Raw genomic sequence first — 26,304 nt, 5'->3', positions numbered from 1 at the left:
GGGTCGCGGCGACATGGCTGCGGCTCCTTTTTGTTATTTCAAGATCGTCTAGCGCAGCCTGACTGTATGCTTGTCGGCCCAGTCTTCCAGCTTGTCGCGGACATTCGCGCCGCTTCTCAGCCAGCCCTCCATCGCCTTTGACAGCGGCGCCAGTTCCAGGGTCCGGATCATGGCCTTCACCGGCCCGATGCCTGCGGGCGTGATCGACAGGCGGCGAAAGCCCAGCGCCAGCAGGGCCATGGCCGCGATCGGACGGCCGCCCATTTCACCGCAGACACTGATGGGTTTCCCCGCATCATCGGCGGCATCGATGACGCGCTTCAGGAAACGCAGCACAGCGGGGCTCAGCCAGTCATAGCGTTCGGCCAGCAAGGGGTTCGACCGGTCGGCGGCGAACAGGAACTGGACTAGGTCATTCGTCCCTACGGACAGGAAATCCACCTGCGGCAGGAACAGGTCGAGCATCTCGGCAAGTGCCGGAACCTCCAGCATGGCGCCGAACTTCAGTTCCTTCGGCATCGCGCCGCCGCGTGCCATTTGCGCCGCCAGCTGCTCCAGCACGAGCGCCTTCGCTTCGGCGAATTCCCAGGGTTCGGAGACCATCGGGAACATGATCCTGAGCGTCTTGCCCTCCGACGCCTCCAGCAATGCGCGCGCCTGCACCTTCAGCAGCCCCTTGCGCCCCAGCGCCAGCCGCAGGGCGCGGTAGCCCATCGCGGGATTTTCCTCGCGCGCCGCGCTATCGACATAGGGCACGGCCTTGTCGCCGCCAATATCGACGGTGCGGAAGATCACGGGTCTGTCGCCGGCCACTTCGATGACGTTCTTGTATAGCGATGTCTGCCGTTCGCGGCGGGGCAGGGTCGCGGAGACGAGGAACTGGAATTCCGTGCGAAACAGTCCGATGCCGTCCGCGCCGGACTCATCGAGGCTCGGCAGGTCGGCGCGCAGGCCTGCATTCATCAGCAGGGTGACGTCGGTGCCATCCAGCGTGATCGCGGGCTTGTCCCGCAGCCGGTCATATTCCGCCTGCCGCTTGGTGCGCAGCGCAACCTGCTCGTCAAACTGCTCGATGACCGCGTCCGGCGGACGCACGAAAACGACCCCGCGATGCACATCGAGCAGCAGCGGGTCGCCTTCCGCGATCTGCGCGCGGATATCCTTTACCTGTCCCAGCACGGGAATCCCCATGGCGCGCGCGATGATGATGACGTGCGCGGTCAGGCTGCCCTCTTCCAGAACCACGCCTTTCAGGAACCGCCGGTCATATTCCAGCAGTTCGGCGGGCCCCAGATTGCGGGCCAGCAGGATCGTGTCGCGGCCAATGCCCATTTCCGCGGCGGTGCCGACCTGCCCCGAAACAATCCTCAGCAGCCGGTTCGACAGATCGTCAAGGTCATGCAGGCGCTCCGCGAAGAAGGGATCCTTCGCCTTTCGCAGACGCGCGCGTGTTTTCTGCGCCACGCGTTCGATGCCGGCCTCCGCCGTCAGCCCCGAATCGATCGCCTCGGTGATGCGGCGGATCCAGCCCTCATCATAGGCGAACATCTTGTAGGTCTCGAGGATGTCGTCATGATCGCCGGGGGCTGCGAATTCGGCCTTTCCCATCATCGCGTCGATCTGCTCGCGCATGGACAGAAACGCCTCGGCGATGCGCTGCTTTTCCACCTCGACATCGTCGGCAACGGTATGCTCGATCACGACGCGCGGCTGGTGAAAGACGGCGCGGCCCTGCCCGACACCCTTGACGAGGCGCAGTCCCTCCAGCCGCAATGCGCCGGTATGCGCGCGGATCGACGTCATCGTCGAGGCGTCGATCAGGCCCGCCGACGAAATCAGCTCCGACAGCACCATCGCGACGGTCTGCAGCGCCTCGATTTCGATGTCCTCGTAAATGCGCGGTTCGACATGCTGCACGGCAACCACGCCGACAGCCGATTCCTGCCGGATGACCGGTACACCGGCGAAGCTGTGAAACATGTCCTCACCGGTTTCAGGCTTATAGGCGAAGTCCGGGTGCTCCGCGGCCTCGGCAAGATTCAACGGCTCCTTGTTCGCGGCGATCTGTCCGACAAGGCCTTCGCCAATGGCGAGCCGCGTGACGTGCACGGCGGACTGCGCCAGACCTTCCGTTGCGAACAGTTCCAGCACGCCTTCGCGCAGCAAGTAGATGGAGCAGACTTCGCTGCTAAGCGACTTCGCGATGATCTTGACGACGCGGTTCAGCTTCTCCTGCGCATTGGCGCGGCTTGCCATGACTTCATGCAGGCGGCGGAGAATATCACGGGCGGCGGACCCGGCGGAGATCTGGACGGGGGCGTTCATGCGTCCCTCTTTAACAGAGGCTGCGCGCCGCCACCATCGTCGTTCACCGGCTTCCCTTCCCGCAACGTCGCGTCAGGTGGCGATCGCAACGCGAAAATTATCCACTCTGGTCCCAGTCCAGCGCGGCACCGCGCATGCGGCCATAAATGATCAGGCAGCGCATATAGCGGGCGTGGAATTCGACGGGATCATCAAGCTCCATGTCGACGCCGCGCCATTCGGCACAGGTGCGTGCGCCGGAAAAACCGGGAAGCTCGACCCGCTGTGCCGGATCGTCAAGGTCCTCGGCGCGGATGCGCGCAAAGCGGATTTCAGCATCGCGGTCCGCGGACCGGCTTGCGGCACGCGCAATGGAAAGTCGGCGCACCTGATCGGTCAGCAGGCTGAGCGAACGGAACCCCAGGCTGAGCAGGTCCCAGTCCTTGTGCTTTCCGGCGGTCGAGGAGGGCGGGTCGCAATTCGCGGCGTCGACCTTGCCGCACTCGGCACGGGTTTCCCCGTCACCGTTCAGGATGATGTAAATGCGGGGCATGCCTGTCGATTCGAGGGCGGCGGGGCCAGTATTTGCCAGCAGTTCACCGATGCGATCGTCAAAGACGGCGTAGCGAACGCCGCCATCGATATACATGCGATTGTCGATAAAAACGGGCCGCGCACCGGGCGGGACGATGGAGGACGCCACCAGGGCCTCAACATAGCAATTCTTCAACCGCGCCCGTTCCGCGCTGGCGGGCGCCTTGGCGGCATAACGGCTGGCGAGCTCTGTCATATCAAAGGCAACGGCGCGGCCCAAATCGACATCCGTGGCCCCGACAAGCAGCCGTTTTCTGTCGTCCGGCGGCGACTCGTCATAACGCCGCGCGACCTCTTCAAGCACGTCCGGTGTGAAAAGGGTGTGCAAACGTGCGCGGAGCGGAACAAGGTCCGCGATGGCCCCGCGGCGCAGGGCGGTGATCGCGGCGCTGGTGGACAGGCCGCCGCGCACGTCCGATCCGGACACGTAGGTTTCCAGCAGGTCCGCTTCGCTGTCGATCATGTAACCCATGGCGGTGATGTCGGGGCGCTGGATGAATGCGCCCGTTGCCTGCAGCCCGCCCGTGCTGATGCCCGTCACGAGCGAGAATTCCGGCGGCCTGCCATTCACCTTCCAGCCGCTGAAGAAACCCGCGCCAAAAGCGCCATTTTCGCTGCCGCCCGACAGGAAGAGCATGTCACCGTCGGCGGCTTTCATCATGTCCATGAAGCGCGGCTCGCCCGGAAGCGGCTGTTCCAGCGAGAAGCGCTGGATGTCGCAGAACTGTCCCGCCACCGTTTCCGGCGGCGTGTGCTGGCAGGCGGCCAGCCCGAACCCCAGAAGCACGGTCAGCAACAGGCGGATGGTCATCACCGTTTCCTTTCTTCGCGCGGGGCGGGGCCCACCGGCGGCGCTAGAGCGTTTTCATATAGGCCAGGATCGCGCGGCGGGCGTCCGCCTGTTCGGTGTCATCGCCCCCGCCGCTGAATATCTCGGCGCCGTAGACATGGCCCTGATTGCTATTGCCCGGAAGCGATGTGTCAAAACGAAAGGTACTGCCATCGGTGGACGCCTGCGACGTGAAGCCAATGCCGTCAGCATCGAACTCGGTGCTGCCGACCCAGAATTCGGTTTCGCGGAATTCCGGGCGCATAAGCAGCTGCTCCAGCGTGCGCACGGAACCATTATGCAGATACGGACCCGTCGCCCAGATGCCGTCCAACGGACGTGCTTTATACTGCAGCGCCTTGCGGCCCTGCTCGGTATCGATCAGCGACATGCAAAGGTCTTCGGGCGTCATTTCAGTCAGCACCGGCTCATCGAACGCGGGTTCGACGCCCCAGAGGTTCGCCAGCACTTCGCGCACCAGCGTGCCGACATTATCGGCAACCACGCCCTTGACGGACACCTCCAGCATCTGGCCGACCGGTGCGACGTCCGGCAGTTCGCCGCCGCCGATCAGTTCGGTCTTCACGCCCTGCATGCGGACGGTTTCGCTTTCATACAGCATGGCGTTGCAGGCCATGCCGATGTCGGTCAGGTTGCCGCCGGCCTGCATGGCGGCGAAATTGACATTCACCTCTGTCCCGCCATCGTCATTGGTTTCGCCCGCACCGAGATGGCAGCCGCTGCAATGACGCCCGAACAGGTCCTGGCCAGCGCTGACCAGCGACGCGTAATCCGCGTCCGTCATGGCATCGGGTTTCAGCGGCATGAACTCGGACAGTTTCGGCGGTCGCAATTTCCCGACGAGCTCTTCAAGGCGCATCAGATTGTTGGCGCGGACACTGGACTTGTAGCTGGGGCGCTCGCCGGGACGTTCCGTGATCTTCAGATCGCCGAACACGCCCAGCACCTCGCCGCTATTGCGGCCGAACGCGCCATAGTCGATCAGCTCGCGATTGCCGATCTTTAGCGGATTGTTGAGGCGCGCATTGGCGACGCTGCCGTTCCACTGCACGGTTTTCTGGTCCTGAATGCCCCATAGGAACGGGTAGCTGACGGGTGCATTGGACGGGTTGCGGACGTCTTGCGCGCCTGCGAACAATGTGATCTTGTTGTAGATATGGCCGAACGCATCGACGCGGGACAGGCCGTAGCGCGGGCGGTCCTCGCCTTCGGGGAAGTTGCGCAATTCGGTTTTGCGCTGCCACGCGATAAGATCGGCGAGCGCCGCCGTCAGCAGCGCGCGGTTCTCATCATTGTCATCCTGTGCGCTGGCCGCGAACACGCGGCGCGCGAAGCGATCGAACCTGTCCGGATTGACGTCTGGATGCGTCTGTTGCAGCGCCGCGTCGACCGCCTCAACGAAAGACTGGTAGTCAAGGCGCGAAGGCGCGCCGGGAACCAGCTTCGTGACATTCCCGGCAGTGACCGTACCCGAATGACAGGCCGCGCAGTTCAGTCCGACCCAGCCCTCGACCCGCTCCGGATCCTGATGCACCTGACCGGAATACCAGGCGAGTTTTGTATGGGGAAGCTCGCTTTCATCCTGACAATCAAGCGCCAGACCCACGGGATAGGTCAGTGCGTCGTCGGTCGCAAAGCCGAGCCCGGCGAGGAAGTCGGTATCGGCGATGTCGCCCGATCCGTCCGGCCGTTCCAGCGCGCCGAACCAGCTGGCCGGCATCAATCGCGAACCCTGCGACTGCTGCGCCCAGTCGAGCAGGCCGGCATCGTCGAGGCCATTGGCGGCGACATTGCCGGTGAGGACGGTATCCGTCGGTTTGCAGGCGGTGATCTGGCCCTTGTCGCCCGTCTGACAGGCAGAGAGCAGTGCCACCACGATCGTGGACGCCCCAAAAATGAGGCCGGTATCAAGCGTACGCATCGGTCGCTCTCCTTCTTTATTTGCTGACGGGGCCGAAATTCAGGCGGAACAGCCAGGACGGGCTGCCATCAGGCCCGATATGTGGCCCCGATATGCCCGCACCGAGATTGGATGCGATGCCGCCCGCCTCCATCTGCATGCCGCCATTGGAGAGCGGCGATGACCGCCCTTCGATCAGGTCCCACAGGTCCATGGGTTCGGGCGGACGCTGCGTCTGTTCGAACAGGCGCCGCTGCGGTGATGCGAGATCGAGGCCCTTCAGATGTTCAACGATGCGGCTGATGCGGACGCCTTCATTGGCGACCCATTCGATATCGTCATTGTCGCGGCGGCTGCGCCACGTGCCGCCCGATTTCAGTTTGATTTTGCCATTGCCATCCCGCGCCGGGACACCGGCGTGATGCAGCGCGGCCATTTCCCACTGATCGTTGAAGACCGGGCTGCCCGATGACCCGGGTTCGGTATCCGTTTCATAGTGCAGGAAATTGCCCGGTATATCGACGATGCGATTGCCGCGCATGCTGACCTGCATGCGTTCTCCGCGCGGATGCTGGATGATGTTGACGCGCTGCCCGGCGACAGCCTTGCCGGTTGCCGGGATCATCGGGCAGTGCCCGCGCGACTGCAGCGCGGCACTGGCGTCATTCATCGGTTGCACGGCAACCAGAGTGAAATCGAGCTCCTCGTCGGTGACAAAGAATTCATCCGGGGCAAGGCGAAACGGATAGGCTTCGCGCAGACCGCCAATGGACGTCAGATAGCCGAATTCGATCAGGGAATGTTCGGCATGCGCCTCGCTGGTCAGGACGTGATTGTTGGTCAGGAACAGGCGCGGAGAGACCATGACGCCGGAGCCATGGCCAAGGCGGCGCGACGGCGAGGCCAGGATGACGACGCGGCCCACCGAACGCGCGGCGACCATGCCGCGTTCGAAAAACACGATCTCCGTCAGCTCATTCTCATTGAGGATGCGTTCGAACACATCGGGCGCGATGATCTCGTCATTGGCGAACTGCTCGGCCTTGTCGTGCATGCCAAGGCCATTCATCCGGTTCTGGATGCGCGCCTTGCTGTCGATTTTCTCCCAGTCGACAATGGCGCGTTCGCCGTCCTTGCTGTCGCCGCTGAGCTTGTCGAGTTCCTTCATGCGGGCGTCACGCTCGGCCTCGTTTTCAGTCCAGCGCTTGCCCGCGAGTTTCCATTGCGTTTCGATTGTGGTCACGTGTCGCCCCCTTGCGGCCGCAAAGCGGCATGATTTTCAGGTCGGGAACGAAACGGTTTGCGGCGATACCTGCGCCCCGTCGGCTCTCGGCCCGGACAATACGCTACGCAACACGCCGCAAAGTTACGCGGCATCTGGAAACACGTCAATCAGCCGACCATGGCGGCTTGACCGGCGGCAGGCGCGGGGTCAGGATTCTGGCCTCTCGCCCCTGATGACACTGGCAGCATGAGCCATATGAATGCAAGAGATGTTTAAGAAGTGTAATAATGCGGACTCCGGCCTTGATAATATGATAGGGACGTTTTCATGGGTAGTGTAGAAGTAGTGGCTTCTTCCGGTCTTTCCCGCGTCTTGCGCAGTGACTCGCTGGAAGAGGCAGTTCGCGTTCTTGAACTTGTGCATAGTTATGGTGGTGAACTCGTTCCCCGGGCGATGTCTGGGCCGGACGAGGGCGACGACTTCTCTGTGCGCGGGATCAAGCCAGAGCAGATGGACGAGTTTCGCAGCGCGGTCGCGCAAATCCCCGGGATTTCCGCCGCCTACACGAAACCGCCGGACGCTCTTCCCTAACCCGCGTCCCGGTGCCATTGACAGGCATCCTGGCGCCAGCCGAGGAGATGCCAGATGGCGAAGAAACCGAGTCAAAAGAAAGCCGACACGCCTGCCTTTGAAGGCGAAGCCGAACTGATCGTCATGATGCGGGAGGAGACCGATTTTCGTGCCTCCGCCGGTCGTTTCGAATCGCTGGCCGGTGACAATATCAATGATATCGAGAAGGCGCTGAAGAAGCATGGCGCGGAGATGCATCCGCTGTTCGGGCCGACCGAAGAACGCGTGCAGACCGAAATGATGGAAAGTGCCGAGGCGAACGAGACCGAGATGCTCGACGGTTCGCATTTCTACAAGGTCGCTGCCCCCGAGGGTAAGATGGAGGCGCTGCAGGAAGACCTGATGGGTCATGAACTGGTGGAGGCGGCCTATATAAAGCCGCCATCCGAGCCGCCGGAAGCCCCCGAAGGGATCAACGAGATGATCGCCGCGCCTGATGAGGCACCGCCCGCCAGCCCCAATTTCACGTCACGGCAGATCTACCTGAACGCGCCATCGGCGGGGATCAACACGCCCTGGGCCTGGGGTCGGCCCGGCGGACGCGGCCGCAACGTGCGCATCATCGATATCGAGGGTGCGTGGCGTTTCACGCATGAGGACCTGCGCGGCAATCAGGGCGGTGTCGTTGGCGGGACACAGTCCACCGACATCCGGTGGCGTAACCATGGCACCGCTGTACTGGGCGTCTATAGCGGCGACCGCAATGGGTTCGGGGTGACCGGCATCGTCCCCGATGCGCGGGCAAGCGCGGTCTCCATTTTTGGCGGCCCGGGCTCAGCGGGCGCGATCAACATCGCTGCCAGCCGCCTGCGCCGCGGGGATATCATGCTGCTGGAACTACATCGGCCCGGCCCGCGCCATAATTTCCAGAATCGAAACGATCAGAAGGGCTATATCGCCATTGAATGGTGGCCGGACGATTTCACGGCGATCCGCAACGCCGTCAATCGCGGCATATTGGTGGTCGAAGCCGCCGGGAATGGCGCGGAGAATCTGGACGATTCGATTTATCAGACTGCGGCGACCGGGTTTCCCGCCAGCTGGAGCAACAGTTTCCGCCGATCCAACCGGGATTCGGGAGCGATCGTTGTCGGTGCCGGTGCACCGCCCCCCGGAACCCATGGGCGCAATCATGGCCCCGATCGTTCACGGCTCGATTTTTCCAATTACGGCCGACTGGTGGATGCGCAGGGCTGGGGCCGGGAGGTCACCACCTGCGGCTATGGCGACCGGCAGGGCGGGAGCAACGAGGATCTGTGGTATACCGACATTTTCAGCGGCACGTCGAGCGCGTCTCCGATCGTCGTCGGTGCGTGCGCCTCGATCCAGGGCATGGTGCGGGCCCGGGGGCGGACCCCTGTCACGCCGGCGCGGATGCGCAGCTGCCTGCGGCGAACAGGGTCGGTACAGAACGACGCGCCCGGTCGTCCGCGCAGCCAGCGTATCGGCCGCCGTCCGGACATCCGGGCCCTCTATAATTGCCTGTTCGGTGTTGTCGGCGGCGGCGGCAAGAACATCGTCAAGGATCTGAAAGATGGCCGCAAGGACGTGAAGGAGAAAGACTTCAAGGAGCGCGGCAAGGATATCATCAAGGACAAGGACTTCAAAGAGCGCGGCAAAGACGTGGGGAAGGACCTGGGCAAAGATATCAAAGAGAAGGACAAGGATAAGGATATCTTTGAAAACAAACGGTTCGAGAACAAGGTACGCGAAGGCATTCATCGCGGCCGCCTGAACGTCCGCCGACCGGAAGATCATGGCTACGATGCCGAATATGACGGTCAGGACGGTCAGGGCGGCGGCCATGACGACAATCTGGACGCCCGCATGAGCGCCATGGAGGCGGCGATGGGCGAGCTGATGCACTTCATCGGCGGCGATCTGCGCCCGGACCTGGGCGGCGGGCATGATGATGGCCATGACGATGACATCTATGATGAGGATTGGGCGGATGATGGCGGTCCCGAAGGCTATGACGAATAGCCGTCCGTGACGCTGGAGTGATCCCGGCGTGATCCTGATCATTGCCGAGAGGACGGATGCCCCGGCGCTGTGGTTGCAGCGCCGGTTATCCCGGCCCGCCGCGCCCGTTCCGGTGCGTCGCGTCAACCCGGCACAGCTGTTTGCCGGATCCAGCTTCCGCTTCCACATTGCGGGCGCTGAGGCCGACACTTCCGTAGCGTTGAGCAATGGCAGGGCGTTTGACGGCGCGGCGCTGACCGGTGTCATCAACCGGGTGGGCGCTGTGCCGCTGCCGCTGCTGACGGAAATCGGCGAGGCGGACCGGGAGTATGCCGAGTCTGAGCTGAATGCCTGCCTGCTCGGCTGGCTGGCCGCCCTGCCCTGCCCGGTTCTGAATATGCCAACACCGGGCTGCCTTGGCGGGGCCTGGCACACGGATCTTGCGACATGTCAGCTTGCCGCGCGCGCTAACCTTCCCATGGGGCACGGCGCGCCTGCTGCGCACTTCGTCTGGCTGGAGGGGAAGATATTTCCGCGTCTGCCGGATACGGATCTGCGCCGTGCGGTGGATGCCTTTGCGCGTGGTTATGGTGGGCGGGCCGTGCAGGTCGATATGGCTGCGGACGGCCTCTTGGGCGCGACGCCTTATGTGGACTATCGGATTGGCGGCGATGCGCTGGTGCGGCACGTGCGGGACGCGCTGATGTCTGATGCGCGAAGGGATGCGGCATGATCCTGCTGTGCGGCAATCCAGCCGAGCCGCCAATGGCCCGCGCCCTCGATGCGGCGGAGCGGGCCGGTGCCGATTATCTACTGTTCGATCAGGGGCAGGCGGCGGATCTGGAACTCGACCTGAGACTGGACGCGAAGGGCGACCTCAGCGGTGTCTTCCGCACACCAGATCTGGATGTGGCCATTGAGGATCTGACCGGCATTTACGCGCGCGCGCTGGACGGTCTGGAAGGCAAGGCCGCTCCGCTTCACGCCAGATTGTACGAGATGTTCGAACTGGCCCCATGCCGTGTCGCCAATAGACCCGGCGCGATGATGACCAACCAGTCAAAGCCCTATCAGGCGCGGCTGATCCAGCAGCAGGGGCTGGACACGCCCGAGACGCTCATCACCAACGACCCCGGGGCGGTGCGCGCCTTCGCGGAGCGCTGCGCGAATGACGGTGACGAACTGATCTATAAATCCATCAGCGGCGTGCGCTCCATCGTCGAGGTGCTGACGCCCACGCGCATGCAGGACCTGGACCGGCTCGCCGCCTGTCCGGTCCAGTTCCAGCGCCGCGTACGCGGTACTGATGTGCGGGTGCATGTCATCGGAGAGAAGCTGTTCGCGGCGCGCATCGAAAGCGAAGCGACGGATTATCGCTATGCCAGGCAGCAGGTCGACGCCCGCGCCGAATTGACGCCGTTCACGCTACCTGACGATATCGCCGATCGCTGCCTTGCCGTTTCGCGTGCGCTCGACCTGCCCTTTACCGGCATCGACCTTTGCGTGACCGCAAATGACGAATGGTTCTGTTTCGAGGCGAACCCCAGTCCGGCCTATAGTTTTTTCGAGGATGAGACGGGACTACCCATTGCCGACGCCCTGATCGCATGGCTTCGCAGGGATGGCGCGCTGCCAAGATGCGCTTACACGAAGGAACCGGCCGCGCTCCCCGCCGCGGCGACCGCCGTGCCCAGCTCAGGGGGCGAGTGAAGTCTCCGCCTCGTCGCACAATTCGGCCATGATATCGGCAAGCGGCGCTTCACCCTTCACCATGCCCACGGACTGTCCCGCCATGACGCTGCCCGATTCGACATCGCCGTCGATGACGGCGCGGCGCAACGCGCCCGCCCAGTAATGTTCGATCTGCAACTGCGCTTCCATCATCTCGACGGATCCTGTATCCAGCTGATTGGCAACATCGCGCTGCTTTGCCGCGAACTCTTCCGACGCCTTGTTTTTCAGCGCGCGGACGGGGATCACGGGCAGGCGGCTGTCCAGCTGCACGCTGGTGACCGCGTCGCGTGCCGAGGCGCGAATAAAGGCTTTTTTGAACTTCTCATGCGCAATGCTTTCATGCGCGCAGACGAACCTGGTACCGAGTTGCACACCCGCAGCGCCCATTTCCAGGAACGCGGCAATCGCCCTACCGCGGCCGATACCGCCTGCGACAAAGATCGGGACGTCGGTAATTTCCGGCAGAATTTCCTGCGCGAGCACGGTGGTGGATACAGGCCCGATATGCCCGCCCGCCTCCATGCCTTCGACGACAAGCGCATCGACGCCCGAGCGCACCAGCTTTTTTGCAAGCGAGAGTGCCGGGGCGAAGCAGATCAGTTTCGCGCCCTTGCCCTTGATGGCGTCGATACTGCCCTTGGGCGGCAGGCCGCCCGCCAGGGCGATGTGGCTGACATTCGCCTTGGCGCACACGTCGATCAGCTCGGTCAGCGCGGGGTGCATGGTAATCAGATTGACACCGAAAGGCCGGTCGGTCCGCTTGGCGGTCTCGGCGATCTCCTCTTCCAGCATGTGCGGCTCCATCGCGCCGCACGCGATCATGCCAAAGCCGCCCGCGTTGGAGATGGCTGAAACCAGATTGCGCTCCGATACCCACGACATGGCGCCGCCCATGATGGCGTATCTGGACCCAAGGAATTCCGTACCGCGCTGCATCGCGGCGGCAAGATGGGTGTGCGTCATGCGGCGGCCTCTTCGTCATCCAGGCCGTAGGCGGAGTGCAGCACGCGCACGGCGAGCTCCACATATTCCTCGGCGATCAGTACGCTGATCTTGATTTCCGACGTCGTGATGGAATCGATATTGATGCCGCGCTCGCCAAGGGCGGTGAACATCGTCGCCGCAACGCCGGTATGGCTTTTCATGCCCACGCCGACCACGCTCAGCTTGGCGACACGGTCATTATAGCTTGCACTTTCATAGCCGATTTCGTCCTGAACGGCCGCCAGCATGTCCATCACCCGCGGCACCTCGGTACGCGGCACGGTGAACGTCACATCGGTGCGGCCGTCGGCATCGGCGATGTTCTGGATGATCATGTCGACATTCACTTCGTTTGCCGCGAGCGGTTTGAAGATGGCGGCGACGGATCCCGGCTTGTCGGCGACGCGGGTCAGCGTGACCTCGGCCTCCGCGCGATTATAGGCGATGCCGGTGATGAGCTGGTCTTCCACGAAGTGTTCCCCGATTTCTTCTTCTGCAACGATGTCCGTGCCGGGCACATCCCGGAAACTCGACAGGACGCGCAGTTTTACGTGTTGCTTCATGGCGAGTTCGACAGAGCGTGTCTGCAGAACCTTCGCGCCGACGGATGCCAGTTCCAGCATCTCTTCGAAAGTGATCTTTTCCAGTTTGCGCGCCCGCGGCACGATGCGCGGGTCGGTCGTGTAGACACCGTCGACATCGGTGTAGATGTCGCAGCGATCGGCTTTCAGCGCCGCGGCGACGGCGACGGCGCTGGTATCGGAACCCCCCCGGCCCAATGTTGTGATGCGTCCGCCCTCGGTCAGACCCTGAAACCCCGGAATGGTGGCGACCACGCCGCTGTCCAGCGTCTCCGCGATGCCATCCGTGTCCATGCCGCGAATGCGCGCCGCTGAATGGGTGGCCGAGGTATGCAGCGGCAATTGCCATCCCAGCCACGACCGCGCCGCCACCCCCATCGACTGCAACACGATGGCGAGAAGTCCTGCCGTCACCTGCTCGCCCGAGGAAACGACGACGTCATATTCGCTATTATCATGCAGGGGGGAGGCCTCGCGGCAGAAATTGACCAGCCGGTCGGTTTCGCCCGCCATGGCAGAGACCACCACGGCAACCTGATTGCCGGCGTCGACCTCGCGTTTCACGCGCGCGGCCGATGCGCGAATACGCTCCAGCCCGGCCATCGATGTGCCGCCAAATTTCATTACAATGCGTGCCATGCCGGGCGCTGTACGGGGCCATGGCCGTTTTGTGAAGCCGGGCGACGCGAATTCCGGGTAAAGCAGGTGCCGTTCGGCGTGCCGCCCGGAGCGGGGTCAGTTGTTCGTTTTCCAGCCGCAGATGATACCGAAAATAAAGGAAGCGAACAGTGCCAGCTTTAAATTCGGCCCGCTCATACCACCGATAAATTCCTGTCCGAACCCGAACAGCATCACGAACAAGGCAAGTGCAAGAGCACCCATGACAATAACGACCCCGGCGGGTGCGCCCGCCTTTTTAGAGTATCAGAGCCGTAACGATGTCACAAAAACCTTTCGCTCCGGTTAGCGAACTCGTCTAAGGGGCCGGGTCATGAAAGCACGCATTTACATCACGCTGAAAAACGGCGTCCTCGACCCGCAGGGAAAGGCCGTGCACCATGCGCTCGGCGCGCTTGGTTTCGAGGAGGCCGAAGATGTCCGGCAGGGCAAGTATATCGAGCTGGAACTGGCCGACGGCACGCCCGAATCGCGCATCGAGGAGATGTGCACGAAGCTGCTCGCCAATACGGTGATCGAGAATTTCCGTATCGAAACCGATTGAAAGGCGACGTCATGAAAGCCGCCGTCATCGTTTTCCCGGGTTCCAACTGCGACCGCGACATGGCCGTTGCCCTGCGCGATGTCGCGAAGGCCGATGTGCAGATGGTCTGGCACGGCGAGGCCGACTTGCCCGATGTCGACCTGATCGCGCTGCCCGGCGGATTTTCCTATGGCGATTATCTGCGCACGGGCGCGATCGCCGCGAAATCGCCCGTCATGGCCGCGGTGGTGAAGGCCGCCGCGCAGGGCCGCCACGTTCTGGGCGTCTGCAACGGGTTTCAGATGCTGACCGAGACCGGCATCCTGCCCGGCGCACTACTGAGGAATGCGGGCCTCGACTATGTCTGCCGCGACGTGCCTCTGACCGTCGAGGCCGCCGATGGTGCCTTTTGCGGCGATTATGAAGCGGGCGGCACCATCCGCATTCCCGTCGCGCACCATGACGGCAATTACTTCGCCGACGAGGGCACGCTTGACGAGCTGGAAGGCGAGGGCCGCATCGCGTTTCGCTATGCCGAGCCCGTCAACGGTTCCGCACGCGACATCGCCGGTATCCGCAACCGCCGCGGCAACGTGCTCGGCATGATGCCACATCCGGAACGGCTGGTGGACAGGGATCAGGGCGGCACCGACGGACGCGGCCTGTTCACGGCGCTGGCAAAGGCGCTCGGCTGATCCTGCGCGGATACCCTTCCCGCCTCCAAGAATGACGCGGCAGCGGGCGCCGGTATCCTTGGGTGAAGGTGGCGAAGGTTGTTCGCATTTGCGGATATACCTCCGCTTTGGTTTTGATTCCGATGAGAAGGAGCGGGCGGCACATGGCCGTTCGCCGCGAGTGTCGCCTATGGATGCGGGTGTAGGACAGCGATTTTCGTAAGGCTCTGGCATTCCGCGCGGAATCGGCGGGGGTGAGCGAATCGCTGTGTGCCGTTCCGGGATAGGCGGAAGTTGCCACGACATGGCGTAGAAGTTGCCGGGGTGTCCGCGCGATGCTGACTTCAGGTGCGGTGATGTTGGCGGTTTGGCTGGCGGCGGCGAGATTGTGCGTCCCTCGACTTCGCTCGGGATGAAGAGGTCGGTGGAGACGGTGTGAATTAGGTATAGTGTCCCCGAATTCCGTAGAAGTTGCCGGGGTGTCCGCGCGATGCTGACTTCAGGTGCGGTGATGTTGGCGGTTTGGCTGGCGGCGGCGAGATTGTGCGTCCCTCGACTTCGCTCGGGATGAAGAGGTCGGTGGAGATGGCGTGAATTAGGTATAGTGTCCCTGAATTCTAGGTATAGTGTCCCTGAATTCTCTGATGTCCCTGAATTCTCTGAATTCTTCTGAGGTATAGTGTCCCTGAATTCTTCTGAATTCTCCCAAATTCTATTAACTTACTGCGCATTTCTGTTCGTTATCGAGCCTTGCCATGATCTTTAGAAAACAGTTTTTTCAGATCCACCCCGACACCCATGAAATTAGGTTGTAGTATTGTCGCTGCCCAGCTCCTTTTAACTAGGCCTAGTTCTCCGTCCACCAGACCGAAAGGTCCTCGATCTTTCTTTGCAATCGCAAACTGTCGTAGGGTTAGCCCCCGTTCCAGATCATCAAAAATTGACCCAACGAGTTGAAGAAACTCGTCTGGAGATGTGCATGCTTCCCGCAAGGGGATTAGTACCAGATCATGAGCCTCTCCAGTATCCTCCCTGAAACTTCCACGCTCAAAATAGTGCGGGTGCACCGTCGAGATCATTATCGCAGGAAGAACCTGGTTCGCGTCCAATCCCACTATAGAGTGCCAATCAAAAACTTCATTAGCAAAATGAATTCCTCGCTCGCTTGCCACTACAATGGCCTCAGTCTCCGATGCGCGATTAGCGAGACCCAAAAAATGTCGTTTAAAGAGTGCTGCATAGTCGTCGTCGGGCCAGCCGTAATCTAGTAGATAGACGTACAAAGACCTCCCGGCGTAGGGGAGGCTTTTTAATGAGCTTACATAAAGACCCAACGGTTCTTCCTTACCCCAGCGAGCCGTCCAGCGCCTTGCATGCCGTCATCAGTTCCTTCACGGCGTCCACGGAGACCTGGAACCCGGCCTTCGCCTCGTCGCCAAGCTCGATTTCGACGACTTTCTCGACGCCGCCTTCGCCGATGATCACGGGCACGCCGACATACATGCCGTCGCAGCCATATTGACCGTCCAGCCACGCCGCGCAGGGGAGGAGGCGGCGTTTGTCCTTCAAATAGCTGTCGGCCATGGCAATCGCGCTCGACGCCGGCGCGTAATAGGCCGAGCCATTGCCAAGCAGCCCGACGATTTCGCCGCCGCCCTTCCTGGTGCGGTCTACGATGGCGTCGATCTTTTCCTGCGTGGACCAGCCCATCCTGATGAGGTCGGGAATGGGAATGCCCGCGACCGTGGAATAGGCGGGGACGGGAACCATCGTGTCGCCGTGGCCGCCCAGCACGAAGGCGGTGACATCCTCCACTGAAACATCGAATTCCTCCGCCAGGAACAGGCGGAAACGCGCGCTATCCAGCACGCCCGCCATGCCGACGACCTTGTTCTTTGGCAGGCCGGAGAATTGCTGCAGCGCCCAGACCATCGCATCGAGCGGGTTGGTGATGCAGATCACGAACGCGTCCGGCGCGTGCTGTTTGATGCCCTCGCCGACGGCCTTCATGACCTTCAGGTTGATGCCGAGGAGGTCATCGCGGCTCATGCCCGGCTTGCGCGGGACACCGGCGGTGACGATGCAGACGTCGGCGCCCGCAATGTCCGCATAATCGCTCGTGCCCTTCAGGACGGCGTCGAAACCCTCGACCGTGCCCGATTGCGCCAGGTCGAGCGCCTTGCCCTTGGGCATGCCCTCGGCAATGTCGAACAGGACCGCATCGCCCAGTTCCTTCAGGCCGACGAGGTGAGCCAGCGTTCCGCCGATCATGCCGGAACCGATGAGAGCGATCTTGTTGCGTGCCATGGCGGGGGGTGTCCTTCTGGAATTTGAAACTGATGTGAAGCGGTCGTTACCGGGCGACCCGCTTTCCCGCAAGCGTCAGGCGACCTGCATGCGTTGACCCGGAAAACAGCCATTGCATTTTTTTGAACGACACGGTCTGTCGCAGCGCGAGGGAGAGGTTACGCATGCTGAGCTGGATCGGACTTGTCGGCGGACTTGCGCTGCTCATCTGGATGACGGTCAGGGGCGTGAACATCCTGATCGCGGGGCCGGTGGCGGCGCTTGTCGTGGCGGTCACAGCTGGTCTGCCGCTATTGCCGCCGCTGGCCGACATCGGCGCGGACGGCGTTGCCGCGGCGGATTTTGCGTCGAGCTACATGGCCGGGTTCACCGGGTTTTTCGCCGACTGGTTCTTCATGTTCCTGCTGGGGGCGATCTTTGGCGAGGTCATGGCGGCATCGGGCGCGGCGGCGTCGGTCGCGCATGCCATCACCGCGAAGCTGGGCGCGAAATATGCGCTGGCGGCGACCATATTGGCCTGCGCGGTGCTGACCTATGGCGGCGTGTCGGTCTTCATCGTCGCGTTCAGCGTCTACGGTCTGGCGGTCGCCCTGTTTCGGGAAGCCGACCTGCCGCGGCGGTTTATCCCCGGCGCGCTGGCGTTCGGGTCGGTGACCTTCACCATGACCACTGCCGGTAGCCCGGAAATCCAGAATCTGATCCCGATGCCATATCTGGGCACCGATGCCTATGCCGCGTGGGAGGTCAGTCTGGTTGTTGCGCTCATCATGGCTGTTCTTGGCTATGCGTGGATCGCACGCATGGTCCGGCGGGCCGTGGCGGCAGGGGAGCGGTTCGCCGCGCGCGACGGCGACGATGCGCCCGCTGACCCCGCCAGCCTGTCGAAACCCGCGCTGGCGCTGTTGCCGCTGGCGGCTGTGCTGGGCCTGTTTCTGGTGACGCAGGATCTTGGCAAATGGGCGCTGATCGCGGCGCTGGGCGGCGGTCTGATCGCGGCGGTTCTGGTGGGGCGCAGGGCAATGGCGGCGATGCCGTCCGCCTTTTCGCGCGGCGCGACGGGCGCGGTGGTGGCGATCACCAATACATGCGCCGTGGTCGGGTTCGGCGCGGTCGCGAAGCTGACGCCCGCCTTTTCAGAGGCGCTGGCCGCCGTGCAGACCCTGCCCGGCAGTCCGCTGATCGGCGCGGCCATCGCGGTCACGGTGATCGCAGGCCTGACCGGCAGCGCGTCGGGCGGCCAGACCATCGCCCTGCCGCTGATCGCGCCGCATTATCTGGGTGAGGGGGCGAATCCCGAGGAGCTGCACAGGACGGTGGCGATTGCATCCGGCGCGCTCGATAGCCTGCCGCATAATGGCTATGTCGTAACGACGATCCGCGCGGTGTGCGGGGAGACGCACAAGGATGCCTATGGCGCGGTGGGCGCGACGACGGTGGTGGTGCCGATCGTGGGGCTGGTGATCGCGCTGATCCTGTTCACATTGTTCTGAGGTGGCGGTTTTGCCGCGGCCTGGGTGCGTCCTTCGGCTGCGCTCAGGATGATCGGATTTGGTGTTTTGCGTCTAGGAGGTGTTTCACTCCACCTCATCCTCCAGCCCGTGCATGTCATCGTCGCTCAGGCCGAAATGGTGGCCGATTTCGTGGATCAGGACGTGGCTGACGAGGTGTTCAAGCGTTTCCTCATGTTCCGCCCAATAATCGATCAGCGGGCGGCGGTAGAGGTAGACCGTGTCGGGGAGGGCGCCGGATACCTCCACCGAGCGGCCGACCTCATGGCCATGATAAAGGCCCAATATATCGAACGGGCTTTCCAGCTCCATGTCCTGCATCACGGCCTTTGACGGGAAATCCTCGATGCGCAGGACGATACCGGGTAGATGCCGCTGGAACACCGGCGGCAGGCCTGTCATCGCGGCGCGGGCGATGCGGTCAATGTCGTCGATCGTCGGCGCGAAACCATGTGGAGCGGTCATGCGCTGTGATGTAGGCATTTGCATTGATGGAGAAAAGACATGGATAGACTGACAGAGGCGGAACGCGCGGAACATCTGCCGCAGCTTGAGGGCTGGGACCTTGCCCGTGACGGCGCGGCGATCCGGAAGGTCTATGAGTTTGACGATTTCGTCGGTGCATTCGGGTTCATGGCGCGCGTGGCGCTGCTGGCGGAAAAAGCCGACCACCATCCTGAATGGTCGAATGTTTACAACAAGGTGGACATCACGCTGACCACCCATGACGCGGACGGACTGTCGATGCGCGACGTGGAACTGGCGCAGAAGATCGACGCGATCTGACAGGCGCGCGCCATGTTGCGGTGCAGCATGCCGGGTTGAATTTTTAACGCCTCAGGGATAAGGCCCCGCCTTTCCCGCGCGTGAATCGGGCGCGCATTCCCGATAGGCGACCCGCTCATGTTCGATCTTGCCGCGTTTCGGCGCGACTGGTTTTCCAATGTCCGTGCCGATGTCCTTGCCGGCATCGTCGTTGCGCTCGCGCTGATTCCAGAGGCGATCGGCTTTTCGATCATCGCCGGTGTCGATCCGCGCGTTGGCCTCTATGCCAGTTTCACCATCGCCGTCATCATCGCGCTGGTGGGCGGCCGTCCGGGCATGATCTCGGCGGCGACGGCGGCGGTCGCCGTCCTCGTCGTGCCGCTCGTCGCGGAACACGGCGTTGGCTATCTGTTTGCGGCCACCGTTCTGATGGGCGTCATCCAGCTGATCGGCGGGTTCCTGAAAATCGACCTGCTGATGCAGTTCGTCTCGCGCAGCGTGGTGACGGGTTTCGTCAATGCGCTCGCCATCTTGATCTTCATCGCGCAGCTGCCGCAGCTGACCGGTGTCAGCTGGGAAACCTATGCGATGGTGGCGATTGGGCTGGGCATCATCTACCTGTTTCCGCTGCTGACAAAGGCCGTCCCCAGCCCGCTGGTGGCGATCCTGCTGCTGAGCGGGGTGAGCATCTATTTCGGCCTGCCGGTGAATACCGTGGGCGACATGGGCGCGCTGCCCGATACGCTGCCCGTCCTGGCGCTGCCCGAGGTGCCGTTCACCATGGAAACGTTCTGGATCATCCTGCCCTATTCGCTGACCATGGCGGCGGTCGGCCTGCTGGAATCGCTGCTGACGGCGCAGATCGTCGATGATCTGACGGACACGCCGAGCGACAAGGCGCAGGAAGTGCGCGGCCAGGGCATCGCCAATTTCATCACCGGCTTCTTTGGCGGCATGGGCGGCTGCGCGATGATCGGCCAGTCGGTCATCAATGTGAAGTCGGGCGGTCATACGCGCCTGTCGACGATGGTCGCGGGCGTCACGCTCCTGATCCTGATCGTCGCGCTCGGCAGCTTTGTGGCGCAGATCCCAATGCCCGCACTTGTCGCGGTGATGATCATGGTGTCGATCGGGACGTTCAGCTGGTCCAGCATCATGAACCTGCGCGTCAATCCGAAACATTCAAGCGCGGTCATGCTCGTCACGGTGGTCGTGACCGTCTGGACCCACGATCTGGCGCAGGGCGTGGGTGCCGGTGTGCTGCTGTCGGGTATCTTCTTCGCCAACAAGGTCCGCCGCCTGTTCGGTGTGGATTCCAGCCAGCCGGAACCGGGCGTGCGCGTCTATAATGTGCGCGGAGAGGTTTTCTTCGCCTCCGTCGAGCGCTTCCTGGCGGCCTTTGACTTCCGCGAGGTGGTGGAGCGGGTGCGTATCGATGTGTCGAATGCGCATTTTTGGGATATCTCTGCGACCGCCGCACTTGATAAGGTGGTTCTGAAATTCCGCCGCGAGGGTGCGGAGGTCGAAGTCATCGGCCTGAACGAAGCCAGCGCGGCCATGGTCGGTAAATTCACGGAAACATCGGGCGCAGACCGGATGGCCGTTACGGGAGGCACAGCATGACTGAACAGCGGCAGGGCGGACACATCCTCGCCTGTATCGATGCGTCGGAATATGCGACCAGCGTGATCGACAATGCCGCTTATGCCGCCGAGCGGCTGGGCGTTGGTGTCGAGGTCCTGCACGTGATCCAGCGCGCCGATGCCGTTGCGCGCCGCCGCGACCTGTCCGGCGCCGTCGGCCTTGGCGCGAAAAGCGCGCTGATGAGCGAACTGACCGAGCTGGAGGCTGCGGAGGCGAAGCTGGCCCGGCGGCGCGGCGAACTGATGCTGGCGGACGCGAAACTGCGGCTGACGGAACAGGGCATTACCGATGTGACGCTGACCCATCGCCATGGCGGCATCATCGAGACCATCATCGAGCGCGAGGCGGACGCCCGCATCGTCGTGATGGGCAAACGCGGCGCTTCGGCGGACTTCGCGCACGGACATATCGGCAGCAAGGTCGAACGCATCGTCCGCGCAAGCGAAAAGCCCGTGTTCGTCGTCAGCAAGACCTATCGCGGTATTCGCCGCATCGTCATCGCCTATGACGGGGGAGAGATGGCCGCACGGGCTGCGGAGCTGGCGGCGACGTCGCCGCTGACCGAGGGGTGCGCCATCTATCTTGTGATGTGCGGCCGCTCGACCGATGAAAACCGCGCCATGCTGGACGCCGCCGCTGCCCGCTTTGACAAGCGCGAGGTGAAGATCAGGTTGCAGGCCGGGAAGACCGAAACCGTCATCGCACAGGCCGTGGAGGACTTTGCCGCGGATCTGGTTCTGATGGGCGCCTATAGCCATGCGCCGCTGCGGACATTGCTGGTCGGGTCGACGACGTCGACCATGATGCGGACCTGCAAGGTGCCGGTGCTGCTGTTCCGGTAGGAGCTGGGCTGGGCCTGCTAAGCATGTCCGCAATCACCTGAATTCCATCATCCCGAGCGTAGTCGAGGGCCGCACGATGGTATTGCAGCAGCCTGGGTGCGTCCTTCGACAAGCTCAGGATGATCGGGGTTTTGAGCATTGCATTTCGACACACGTCTTACTGGCTCTCGCCGGGGTGACTCCTCTTGGAGGTATTCCCGTCCTAAGCCTTCAGCGGTAACCCGGCCGTTGCCGCTGCGCGCTTGAAGCGGGCGATGATTTCCTCGACCTGCGCCGACGTATGATCGGCGCATAGCGAACAGCGCAGCAGGTGCAGGCCCGGTGTGGCCTGCGGCGGGACCATGTTCACATAGACGCCTTCCTCGATGAGGGCGGTCCACATCTTCGCGCTGGTTTCCTGATCCGGCATTTTTACCGCGATGATGGCGCTTTCCGCCGTCTCGGTACCCAGTGTGAAGCCCGCTTCGCGCAGGCTTTTGTGGAGATGGCGCGACGCCTCCCACAGATGCGCGCGCTTGTTGTGCGCATATTTCAGCTTGCGGATGCTGGCGGCGGAACAGGCGACGACGGCGGGCGGCAGGCTGGCCGTGTAGACATAGGGCCGTGCGACGAACCGCAGAACCTCGAACTTCGGATGATTGGAAACGATGAAGCCGCCGACGGTGCCGACCGACTTTGAGAAAGTGCCGACGACGAAATCGACATCGTCCTCGACGCCCGCCTGTTCGAACACGCCGCGGCCATGTTCGCCGAAGAAGCCCATCGCATGCGCTTCATCGACGGCGATCATGGCGCCCGCGGCCTTCGCGACGGCGACCATTTCCTTCAGCGGCGCGATGTCGCCGACCATGGAATAAACCCCCTCCAGCACGACGAGCACGCCCGCGCCGTCCGGGATGCGCTTCAGACGCTTTTCCAGGTCGGCGACATCATTGTGCTTGAAACGGACGATGTCGGCATTGCCCATCGCGCAGCCATCATAGATGGACGCATGGCTGTCGGCGTCGAGCACGATATAATCGCCGCGCCCCGCAATTGCCGACATCAGGCCCAGATTGGCCTGATAGCCGGTGGAGAACACCATCGCGTGTTCCATGTCGTAGAAATCGCGCAGCGCCGCTTCGCACTCCGCATGGCCCTGAAAGGTGCCATTCAGGACGCGGCTGCCGGTCGTGCCCGCGCCGAATTCCGCCAGCGCCTTCTGGCCCGCCTCGATCACGTCGGGATCGAAGGTCATGCCCATGTAATTATAGGTGCCGACCAGGATGATCTCCCTGCCGTTCACCACCGCGCGGGTCGGTGACAGGATCTCGTCCATCTGCAGGTGAAACGGGTCGCGCAGGCCCGACGCCATCAGACCCTCATATTGATCGATCAGCGGCTGAAACTTGTCGAACAGGTCAGGCATTTTTGATCTTCACGACGGCATCGGCGACATCACCGATGGTTTCAAGGTCAGGCAGCATGTTGACGGGGATAAGCATGTCATATTCGTCCTCGATCTCCGCCGTCAGGTCCATGACCGTCAGGCTGTCGAGCTCCAGATCCGTCGCGAAGGTGGTTTTCGCGTTCAGGTCGGTGCCCGCCCTGTTGAACGGCGTGATGATTTCGATGAGGCGCGGCAGCACCGTGTCTTTGGTCAGCATATCCTGTCCTTATGTAAATCGGCCCGCGCCTGCCAAGGGATTATGGCGGGGGCGCGGCACGAGATGGGCGCATTTCAGCGCAGCATGCCGTTCTGGCGGTACCAGTCCGCCGTCCGCTTCACGCCGTCATGAGGCGGAACATGCGGCTGCCAGATGCCGAGCGCGCGCAGGGGACCAACGTCGGCGGTCCAGTCCGGATGCGCGATATAACGCGCCCGGTCGAAACTGAGTTTGGGCCGCCCCCCCGCCAGCTTCGCGCGCAGCGTGTCGGCGGCGGCGCCGATGTTGAGTGCGGCAAGCGGCAGGCGGAGGGCGCGCGGCCTGGTGCCGACGGCATCCCCGATCAATTTTGCCATGTCCCGATGATCCAGCCCGCCCGAGCCATCCTCGATTTCGAAAATACCGTGCATGCCTGCGCCAGAAGCGGCCAGCGCGATGAGTGCGTCCGCCAGATCGGTGACGTAGATCAGCGAGAAGCGCCCCTTGCCCGGCACCACGCCCCAGCCTTTCGCGGCGAGGCGGTAGAGGTCGAGCATTTCCGTCTCGCCCGGCCCGTAGACGGCGGGCGGGCGCACGATGGTCCAGTCAAGACCGGACGCCTCCACCAGCCGGTCCGCCTTTGCCTTTGACGCGCCGTAAAGCGACAGGCCCGGTTCGCGCGCCGATAGGGACGAGACATGGATGAACCGCTTCACACCCGCCGCGGCGGCGGCGCGCAGCATGGTGCGCGTTCCTTCCACATTGCCCGCGCGAAACCCGGCCTCGTCCTTCGCATTGACCACGCCCGCGACATGGATGACCGCATCCGCGCCGGTGCAGAGTTCCATGAGCGCGGCGTCGTCCGAAAGGTCACCCGGCGTCCATGTCACGCCGGAGCGGGAGGGTTGACCGCGCCGGGTCAGGGCGGTGACGCCGTGCCCCGCCGCCACGGCGCGCTCGATAAGGTGCTGGCCGACGAACCCTGTGCCGCCGGTGATTGCGAGTTTCATGGCGCTGATTCTACCGGGTTTCCGTGGATTTATACAGCACGTCATTCCGGCGAAAGCCAAAGTCCATCTCTTGGGTTGAAACCCGGATGCCGTCGCAAGAGATGGATACCGGCTTTCGGCGGTATGACGGGGGTATGTTAAGCCGCGATATCCAGAGGCTGGATGTCGCCGGACAGATACATTTTGCGCGCCTTCGACCGGCTTAGCTTGCCGGAACTTGTCAAAGGCAGGCTGCGGGCCGGGACCAGTTCAACGACGCAGCTCATGCCGGTCATCGTCTTGATCCTGTCCCTGATGGTGGCGATCAGCCGTGCGCGCTCGGCAAGGTCCGACGTGCGGCACTGAACCAGAACGGCCGGTCTTTCCTCGCCGTCGGATGTCGTGATCGCGAATGCGGCAATGTCGCCCGCCTTGAAGTGCGGCAGCTGTTCGACGCCCCACTCAATATCCTGCGGCCAGTGATTCTTGCCGTTGATGATGATCATGTCCTTGGCGCGGCCGACAATGTAGATCGCGCCGCCCTTCAGATAGCCCATGTCGCCCGTGTCCAGCCAGCCGTCCCGCAGACAGGCCGCGGTCGCCTCCGGATCGCGGAAATAGCCGGTCATGATACTTGGCCCGCGCGTCAGGACGCGGCCGATTTCCCCTTCGGAAAGAACGATATCGTCATGGTCGCGGATTTCGATTTCCATGCCGGGCAGGGCATAGCCGCAATTGACCAGACGGCGGGTGCGGCCCGCACCGGCCTCTGCGCCGTCCGCCGATGCGCCCTGTCCGCCAAGGCGCGTCTCATCGACCTCATCGACCTCTATGCCATCGCCGGGGCGCGACATGGTGACGGCCAGCGTGGCCTCGGCCAGGCCGTAGCTGGGCATGAAGGCACCCGGGTTGAACCCGGCAGGCGCGAAGGTCCTGGCGAATTGCTCCATCACGGAAGGACGGATCATGTCGGCGCCGTTCCCGGCCACACGCCAGCGCGACAGGTCGAACCTGTCGCCCGCGCGGGTCTGGCTGGAAATGCGCCTTGTGCAGATGTCATAGCCGAACGTGGGCGAATAGCTGAGCGTGGTGCCGTCATGGCGGCTGATCAGGCTGAGCCAGCTGAGCGGCCGGCGCGCGAAATCCTCCGTTGCCAGATAATCGGCGCTGACCTGGTTCGCGATCGGTGACAGCAGGCAGCCGACAAGGCCCATATCGTGATAATAAGGCAGCCACGAAATGACGCGGTCCTCATCGGCCAGGCCGACACCGACGGCATGCCCGTTCAGATTCGCCAGCAGGGCGCGGTGCGTGACTTCCACGCCGTGCGGGAACCGCGTCGAACCGCTGGAATATTGCAGATAGGCGATATCGTCGGGCGAAGGCCGGGGCAGATCCGCGGCAGGGGCGGGCAGCGCCTCGAAACTATCCCAGCCCAGGACGTCGACGCCGTCCATATGCGCGGTCGCCTGCGCGACGAATTCCGTCAGCGCGGGCGGCGCGATGGCCAGCATCGGATCGCAGGAATTCAGCTGGTTGCTGATCTGGCTGACATAGCTTTCGCGCCCGCCGAAACTGGTCGGCAGGGGCAGTGGTACGGGGAGGACGCCCGCATAGATGCAGCCGAAGAAGGTGGCGACGAATTCAGGCCCGGTTTCCGCGATCAGAGCCACGCGATCGCCCGGTTTCGCCCCCATGGCGATCAGGCGCAGCGCATGCGCACGGGCGTCGGATTGCAGTGCCTTATAGGATTGAACCCGGGGATTTGCGGCGCGCGCATCGAAAAAATTCAGGCCGCAGGCACCGTCCGCCGCATAGTCGAGCGCGTCGCCCAGCGTGTCGAAATCAGCGAGACGGCGTACGATGCCGCTCGCCGTAGGTGTTGGTTCACGAACTTCGCTCACCTGATCTGTGCCCATGAAATCAATATCCTGGGCATCCTGCGATCGGCTTTCGTCACTCACAATCCTCACGGGGTCGGCCTC

The 26,304-nt window shown here is 63.0% G+C and carries 24 protein-coding genes; 10 read left to right on the top strand and 14 right to left on the bottom strand.

Annotation, left to right across the window (positions count from 1 at the left end; genetic code table 11):
- Positions 1-48: 48 nt before the first annotated feature.
- The 4 genes from ptsP to KCG44_RS02225 form a co-directional block, all read right to left on the bottom strand.
- The gene (gene ptsP / locus KCG44_RS02240; protein ID WP_218443943.1) at positions 49-2,325 is read right to left on the bottom strand and encodes a phosphoenolpyruvate--protein phosphotransferase; all 2,277 of its coding nucleotides are present in this window, start codon (positions 2,323-2,325) and stop codon (positions 49-51) included.
- Positions 2,326-2,422: 97 nt separating this feature from the next.
- Positions 2,423-3,709: a patatin-like phospholipase family protein gene (locus tag KCG44_RS02235; RefSeq protein WP_218443941.1), complete on the bottom strand. Its 1,287-nt coding sequence runs from the start codon at positions 3,707-3,709 to the stop codon at positions 2,423-2,425.
- A 43-nt stretch (positions 3,710-3,752) separates the two neighbouring features.
- Positions 3,753-5,669, bottom strand: a complete 1,917-nt coding sequence (locus KCG44_RS02230) for a di-heme-cytochrome C peroxidase (RefSeq protein WP_218443940.1) — start codon at positions 5,667-5,669, stop codon at positions 3,753-3,755.
- 16 nt (positions 5,670-5,685) lie between these two features.
- Positions 5,686-6,891: a trypsin-like serine peptidase gene (locus KCG44_RS02225; RefSeq protein WP_218443938.1), complete on the bottom strand. Its 1,206-nt coding sequence runs from the start codon at positions 6,889-6,891 to the stop codon at positions 5,686-5,688.
- 309 nt (positions 6,892-7,200) lie between these two features.
- Here KCG44_RS02225 and KCG44_RS02220 point away from each other — a divergent pair, with 309 nt between their 5' ends.
- The 4 genes from KCG44_RS02220 to KCG44_RS02205 are packed head-to-tail and all read left to right on the top strand — an operon-like array spanning position 7,201 to position 11,175.
- A complete protein-coding gene (locus KCG44_RS02220; RefSeq protein WP_218443937.1) occupies positions 7,201-7,464 on the top strand; it encodes a hypothetical protein in 264 nt (87 codons plus the stop codon).
- A gap of 54 nt (positions 7,465-7,518) precedes the next feature.
- Positions 7,519-9,486 (top strand): S8 family peptidase, encoded by a 1,968-nt coding sequence (locus tag KCG44_RS02215; protein ID WP_218443936.1) that lies wholly within the window; start codon positions 7,519-7,521, stop codon positions 9,484-9,486.
- A gap of 28 nt (positions 9,487-9,514) precedes the next feature.
- Positions 9,515-10,198 carry a hypothetical protein gene (locus KCG44_RS02210; RefSeq protein WP_218443935.1) on the top strand — a complete coding sequence of 228 codons (684 nt, stop codon included), beginning with the start codon at positions 9,515-9,517 and terminating at the stop codon, positions 10,196-10,198.
- On the top strand, positions 10,195-11,175 hold the full coding sequence (locus tag KCG44_RS02205) for an ATP-grasp domain-containing protein (protein WP_218443934.1): 981 nt from the start codon (positions 10,195-10,197) through the stop codon (positions 11,173-11,175). Before KCG44_RS02210 ends, KCG44_RS02205 begins: the two co-directional genes overlap by 4 nt.
- On the opposite strand, the gene KCG44_RS02200 is transcribed toward KCG44_RS02205, so the two are convergent.
- From KCG44_RS02200 to KCG44_RS02190, 3 genes are all read right to left on the bottom strand, one after another.
- A complete protein-coding gene (locus KCG44_RS02200) occupies positions 11,161-12,162 on the bottom strand; it encodes an NAD(P)H-dependent flavin oxidoreductase (RefSeq protein WP_218443933.1) in 1,002 nt (333 codons plus the stop codon). The two genes, KCG44_RS02205 and KCG44_RS02200, sit on opposite strands and share 15 nt — an antisense overlap.
- Entirely contained in the window at positions 12,159-13,403 is a 1,245-nt protein-coding gene (locus KCG44_RS02195) for an aspartate kinase (protein ID WP_218443932.1), read from the bottom strand. Before KCG44_RS02195 ends, KCG44_RS02200 begins: the two co-directional genes overlap by 4 nt.
- A gap of 96 nt (positions 13,404-13,499) precedes the next feature.
- Entirely contained in the window at positions 13,500-13,646 is a 147-nt protein-coding gene (locus tag KCG44_RS02190; protein ID WP_218443931.1) for a hypothetical protein, read from the bottom strand.
- 109 nt (positions 13,647-13,755) lie between these two features.
- Between KCG44_RS02190 and purS the strand changes: the two genes are divergently transcribed.
- Together purS and purQ are read left to right on the top strand one after the other, a co-directional pair.
- Positions 13,756-13,986: a phosphoribosylformylglycinamidine synthase subunit PurS gene (gene purS / locus KCG44_RS02185; RefSeq protein ID WP_218443930.1), complete on the top strand. Its 231-nt coding sequence runs from the start codon at positions 13,756-13,758 to the stop codon at positions 13,984-13,986.
- A gap of 11 nt (positions 13,987-13,997) precedes the next feature.
- Positions 13,998-14,660 carry a phosphoribosylformylglycinamidine synthase subunit PurQ gene (gene purQ / locus KCG44_RS02180; RefSeq protein WP_218443929.1) on the top strand — a complete coding sequence of 221 codons (663 nt, stop codon included), beginning with the start codon at positions 13,998-14,000 and terminating at the stop codon, positions 14,658-14,660.
- 719 nt (positions 14,661-15,379) lie between these two features.
- Here purQ and KCG44_RS02175 read toward each other — a convergent pair.
- Positions 15,380-15,973 carry a hypothetical protein gene (locus KCG44_RS02175; protein WP_218443928.1) on the bottom strand — a complete coding sequence of 198 codons (594 nt, stop codon included), beginning with the start codon at positions 15,971-15,973 and terminating at the stop codon, positions 15,380-15,382.
- A gap of 10 nt (positions 15,974-15,983) precedes the next feature.
- Entirely contained in the window at positions 15,984-16,946 is a 963-nt protein-coding gene (mdh, locus tag KCG44_RS02170) for a malate dehydrogenase (protein ID WP_218443927.1), read from the bottom strand.
- Between the two features lie 164 nt (positions 16,947-17,110).
- Here mdh and KCG44_RS02165 point away from each other — a divergent pair, with 164 nt between their 5' ends.
- The gene (locus tag KCG44_RS02165; RefSeq protein ID WP_255536261.1) at positions 17,111-18,436 is read left to right on the top strand and encodes a GntP family permease; all 1,326 of its coding nucleotides are present in this window, start codon (positions 17,111-17,113) and stop codon (positions 18,434-18,436) included.
- Between the two features lie 84 nt (positions 18,437-18,520).
- Here the strand turns inward: KCG44_RS02165 and KCG44_RS02160 are convergent, their stop codons facing one another.
- Positions 18,521-18,919, bottom strand: a complete 399-nt coding sequence (locus KCG44_RS02160; protein ID WP_218443926.1) for a metallopeptidase family protein — start codon at positions 18,917-18,919, stop codon at positions 18,521-18,523.
- A gap of 39 nt (positions 18,920-18,958) precedes the next feature.
- Between KCG44_RS02160 and KCG44_RS02155 the strand changes: the two genes are divergently transcribed.
- The 3 genes from KCG44_RS02155 to KCG44_RS02145 all read left to right on the top strand — a co-directional run bounded on the left by KCG44_RS02155 (position 18,959) and on the right by KCG44_RS02145 (position 21,705).
- The gene (locus KCG44_RS02155; RefSeq protein WP_218443925.1) at positions 18,959-19,240 is read left to right on the top strand and encodes a 4a-hydroxytetrahydrobiopterin dehydratase; all 282 of its coding nucleotides are present in this window, start codon (positions 18,959-18,961) and stop codon (positions 19,238-19,240) included.
- A gap of 117 nt (positions 19,241-19,357) precedes the next feature.
- Positions 19,358-20,842 (top strand): SulP family inorganic anion transporter, encoded by a 1,485-nt coding sequence (locus KCG44_RS02150; RefSeq protein WP_218443924.1) that lies wholly within the window; start codon positions 19,358-19,360, stop codon positions 20,840-20,842.
- Positions 20,839-21,705, top strand: a complete 867-nt coding sequence (locus KCG44_RS02145) for a universal stress protein (protein WP_218443922.1) — start codon at positions 20,839-20,841, stop codon at positions 21,703-21,705. Before KCG44_RS02150 ends, KCG44_RS02145 begins: the two co-directional genes overlap by 4 nt.
- Positions 21,706-21,907: 202 nt before the next feature.
- On the opposite strand, the gene spt is transcribed toward KCG44_RS02145, so the two are convergent.
- The 4 genes from spt to KCG44_RS02125 form a co-directional block, all read right to left on the bottom strand.
- Positions 21,908-23,113 carry a serine palmitoyltransferase gene (spt, locus tag KCG44_RS02140; RefSeq protein WP_218443921.1) on the bottom strand — a complete coding sequence of 402 codons (1,206 nt, stop codon included), beginning with the start codon at positions 23,111-23,113 and terminating at the stop codon, positions 21,908-21,910.
- Entirely contained in the window at positions 23,106-23,351 is a 246-nt protein-coding gene (locus KCG44_RS02135; protein WP_218443920.1) for an acyl carrier protein, read from the bottom strand. The genes spt and KCG44_RS02135 overlap by 8 nt, the downstream gene beginning before the upstream one ends.
- A 74-nt stretch (positions 23,352-23,425) precedes the next feature.
- The gene (locus KCG44_RS02130) at positions 23,426-24,340 is read right to left on the bottom strand and encodes an NAD-dependent epimerase/dehydratase family protein (RefSeq protein WP_218443919.1); all 915 of its coding nucleotides are present in this window, start codon (positions 24,338-24,340) and stop codon (positions 23,426-23,428) included.
- 137 nt (positions 24,341-24,477) lie between these two features.
- Entirely contained in the window at positions 24,478-26,238 is a 1,761-nt protein-coding gene (locus KCG44_RS02125) for a fatty acyl-AMP ligase (protein WP_218443917.1), read from the bottom strand.
- Between the last annotated feature and the right edge of the window lie 66 nt (positions 26,239-26,304).

The sequence above is a fragment of the Pacificimonas pallii genome (genome assembly GCF_019204005.1).
In the GTDB taxonomy this organism is placed as follows: domain Bacteria; phylum Pseudomonadota; class Alphaproteobacteria; order Sphingomonadales; family Sphingomonadaceae; genus Pacificimonas; species Pacificimonas pallii.
The sequence above is the reverse complement of the archived record's forward strand: the minus strand, read 5'-3'. Positions and strand labels throughout refer to the sequence as shown.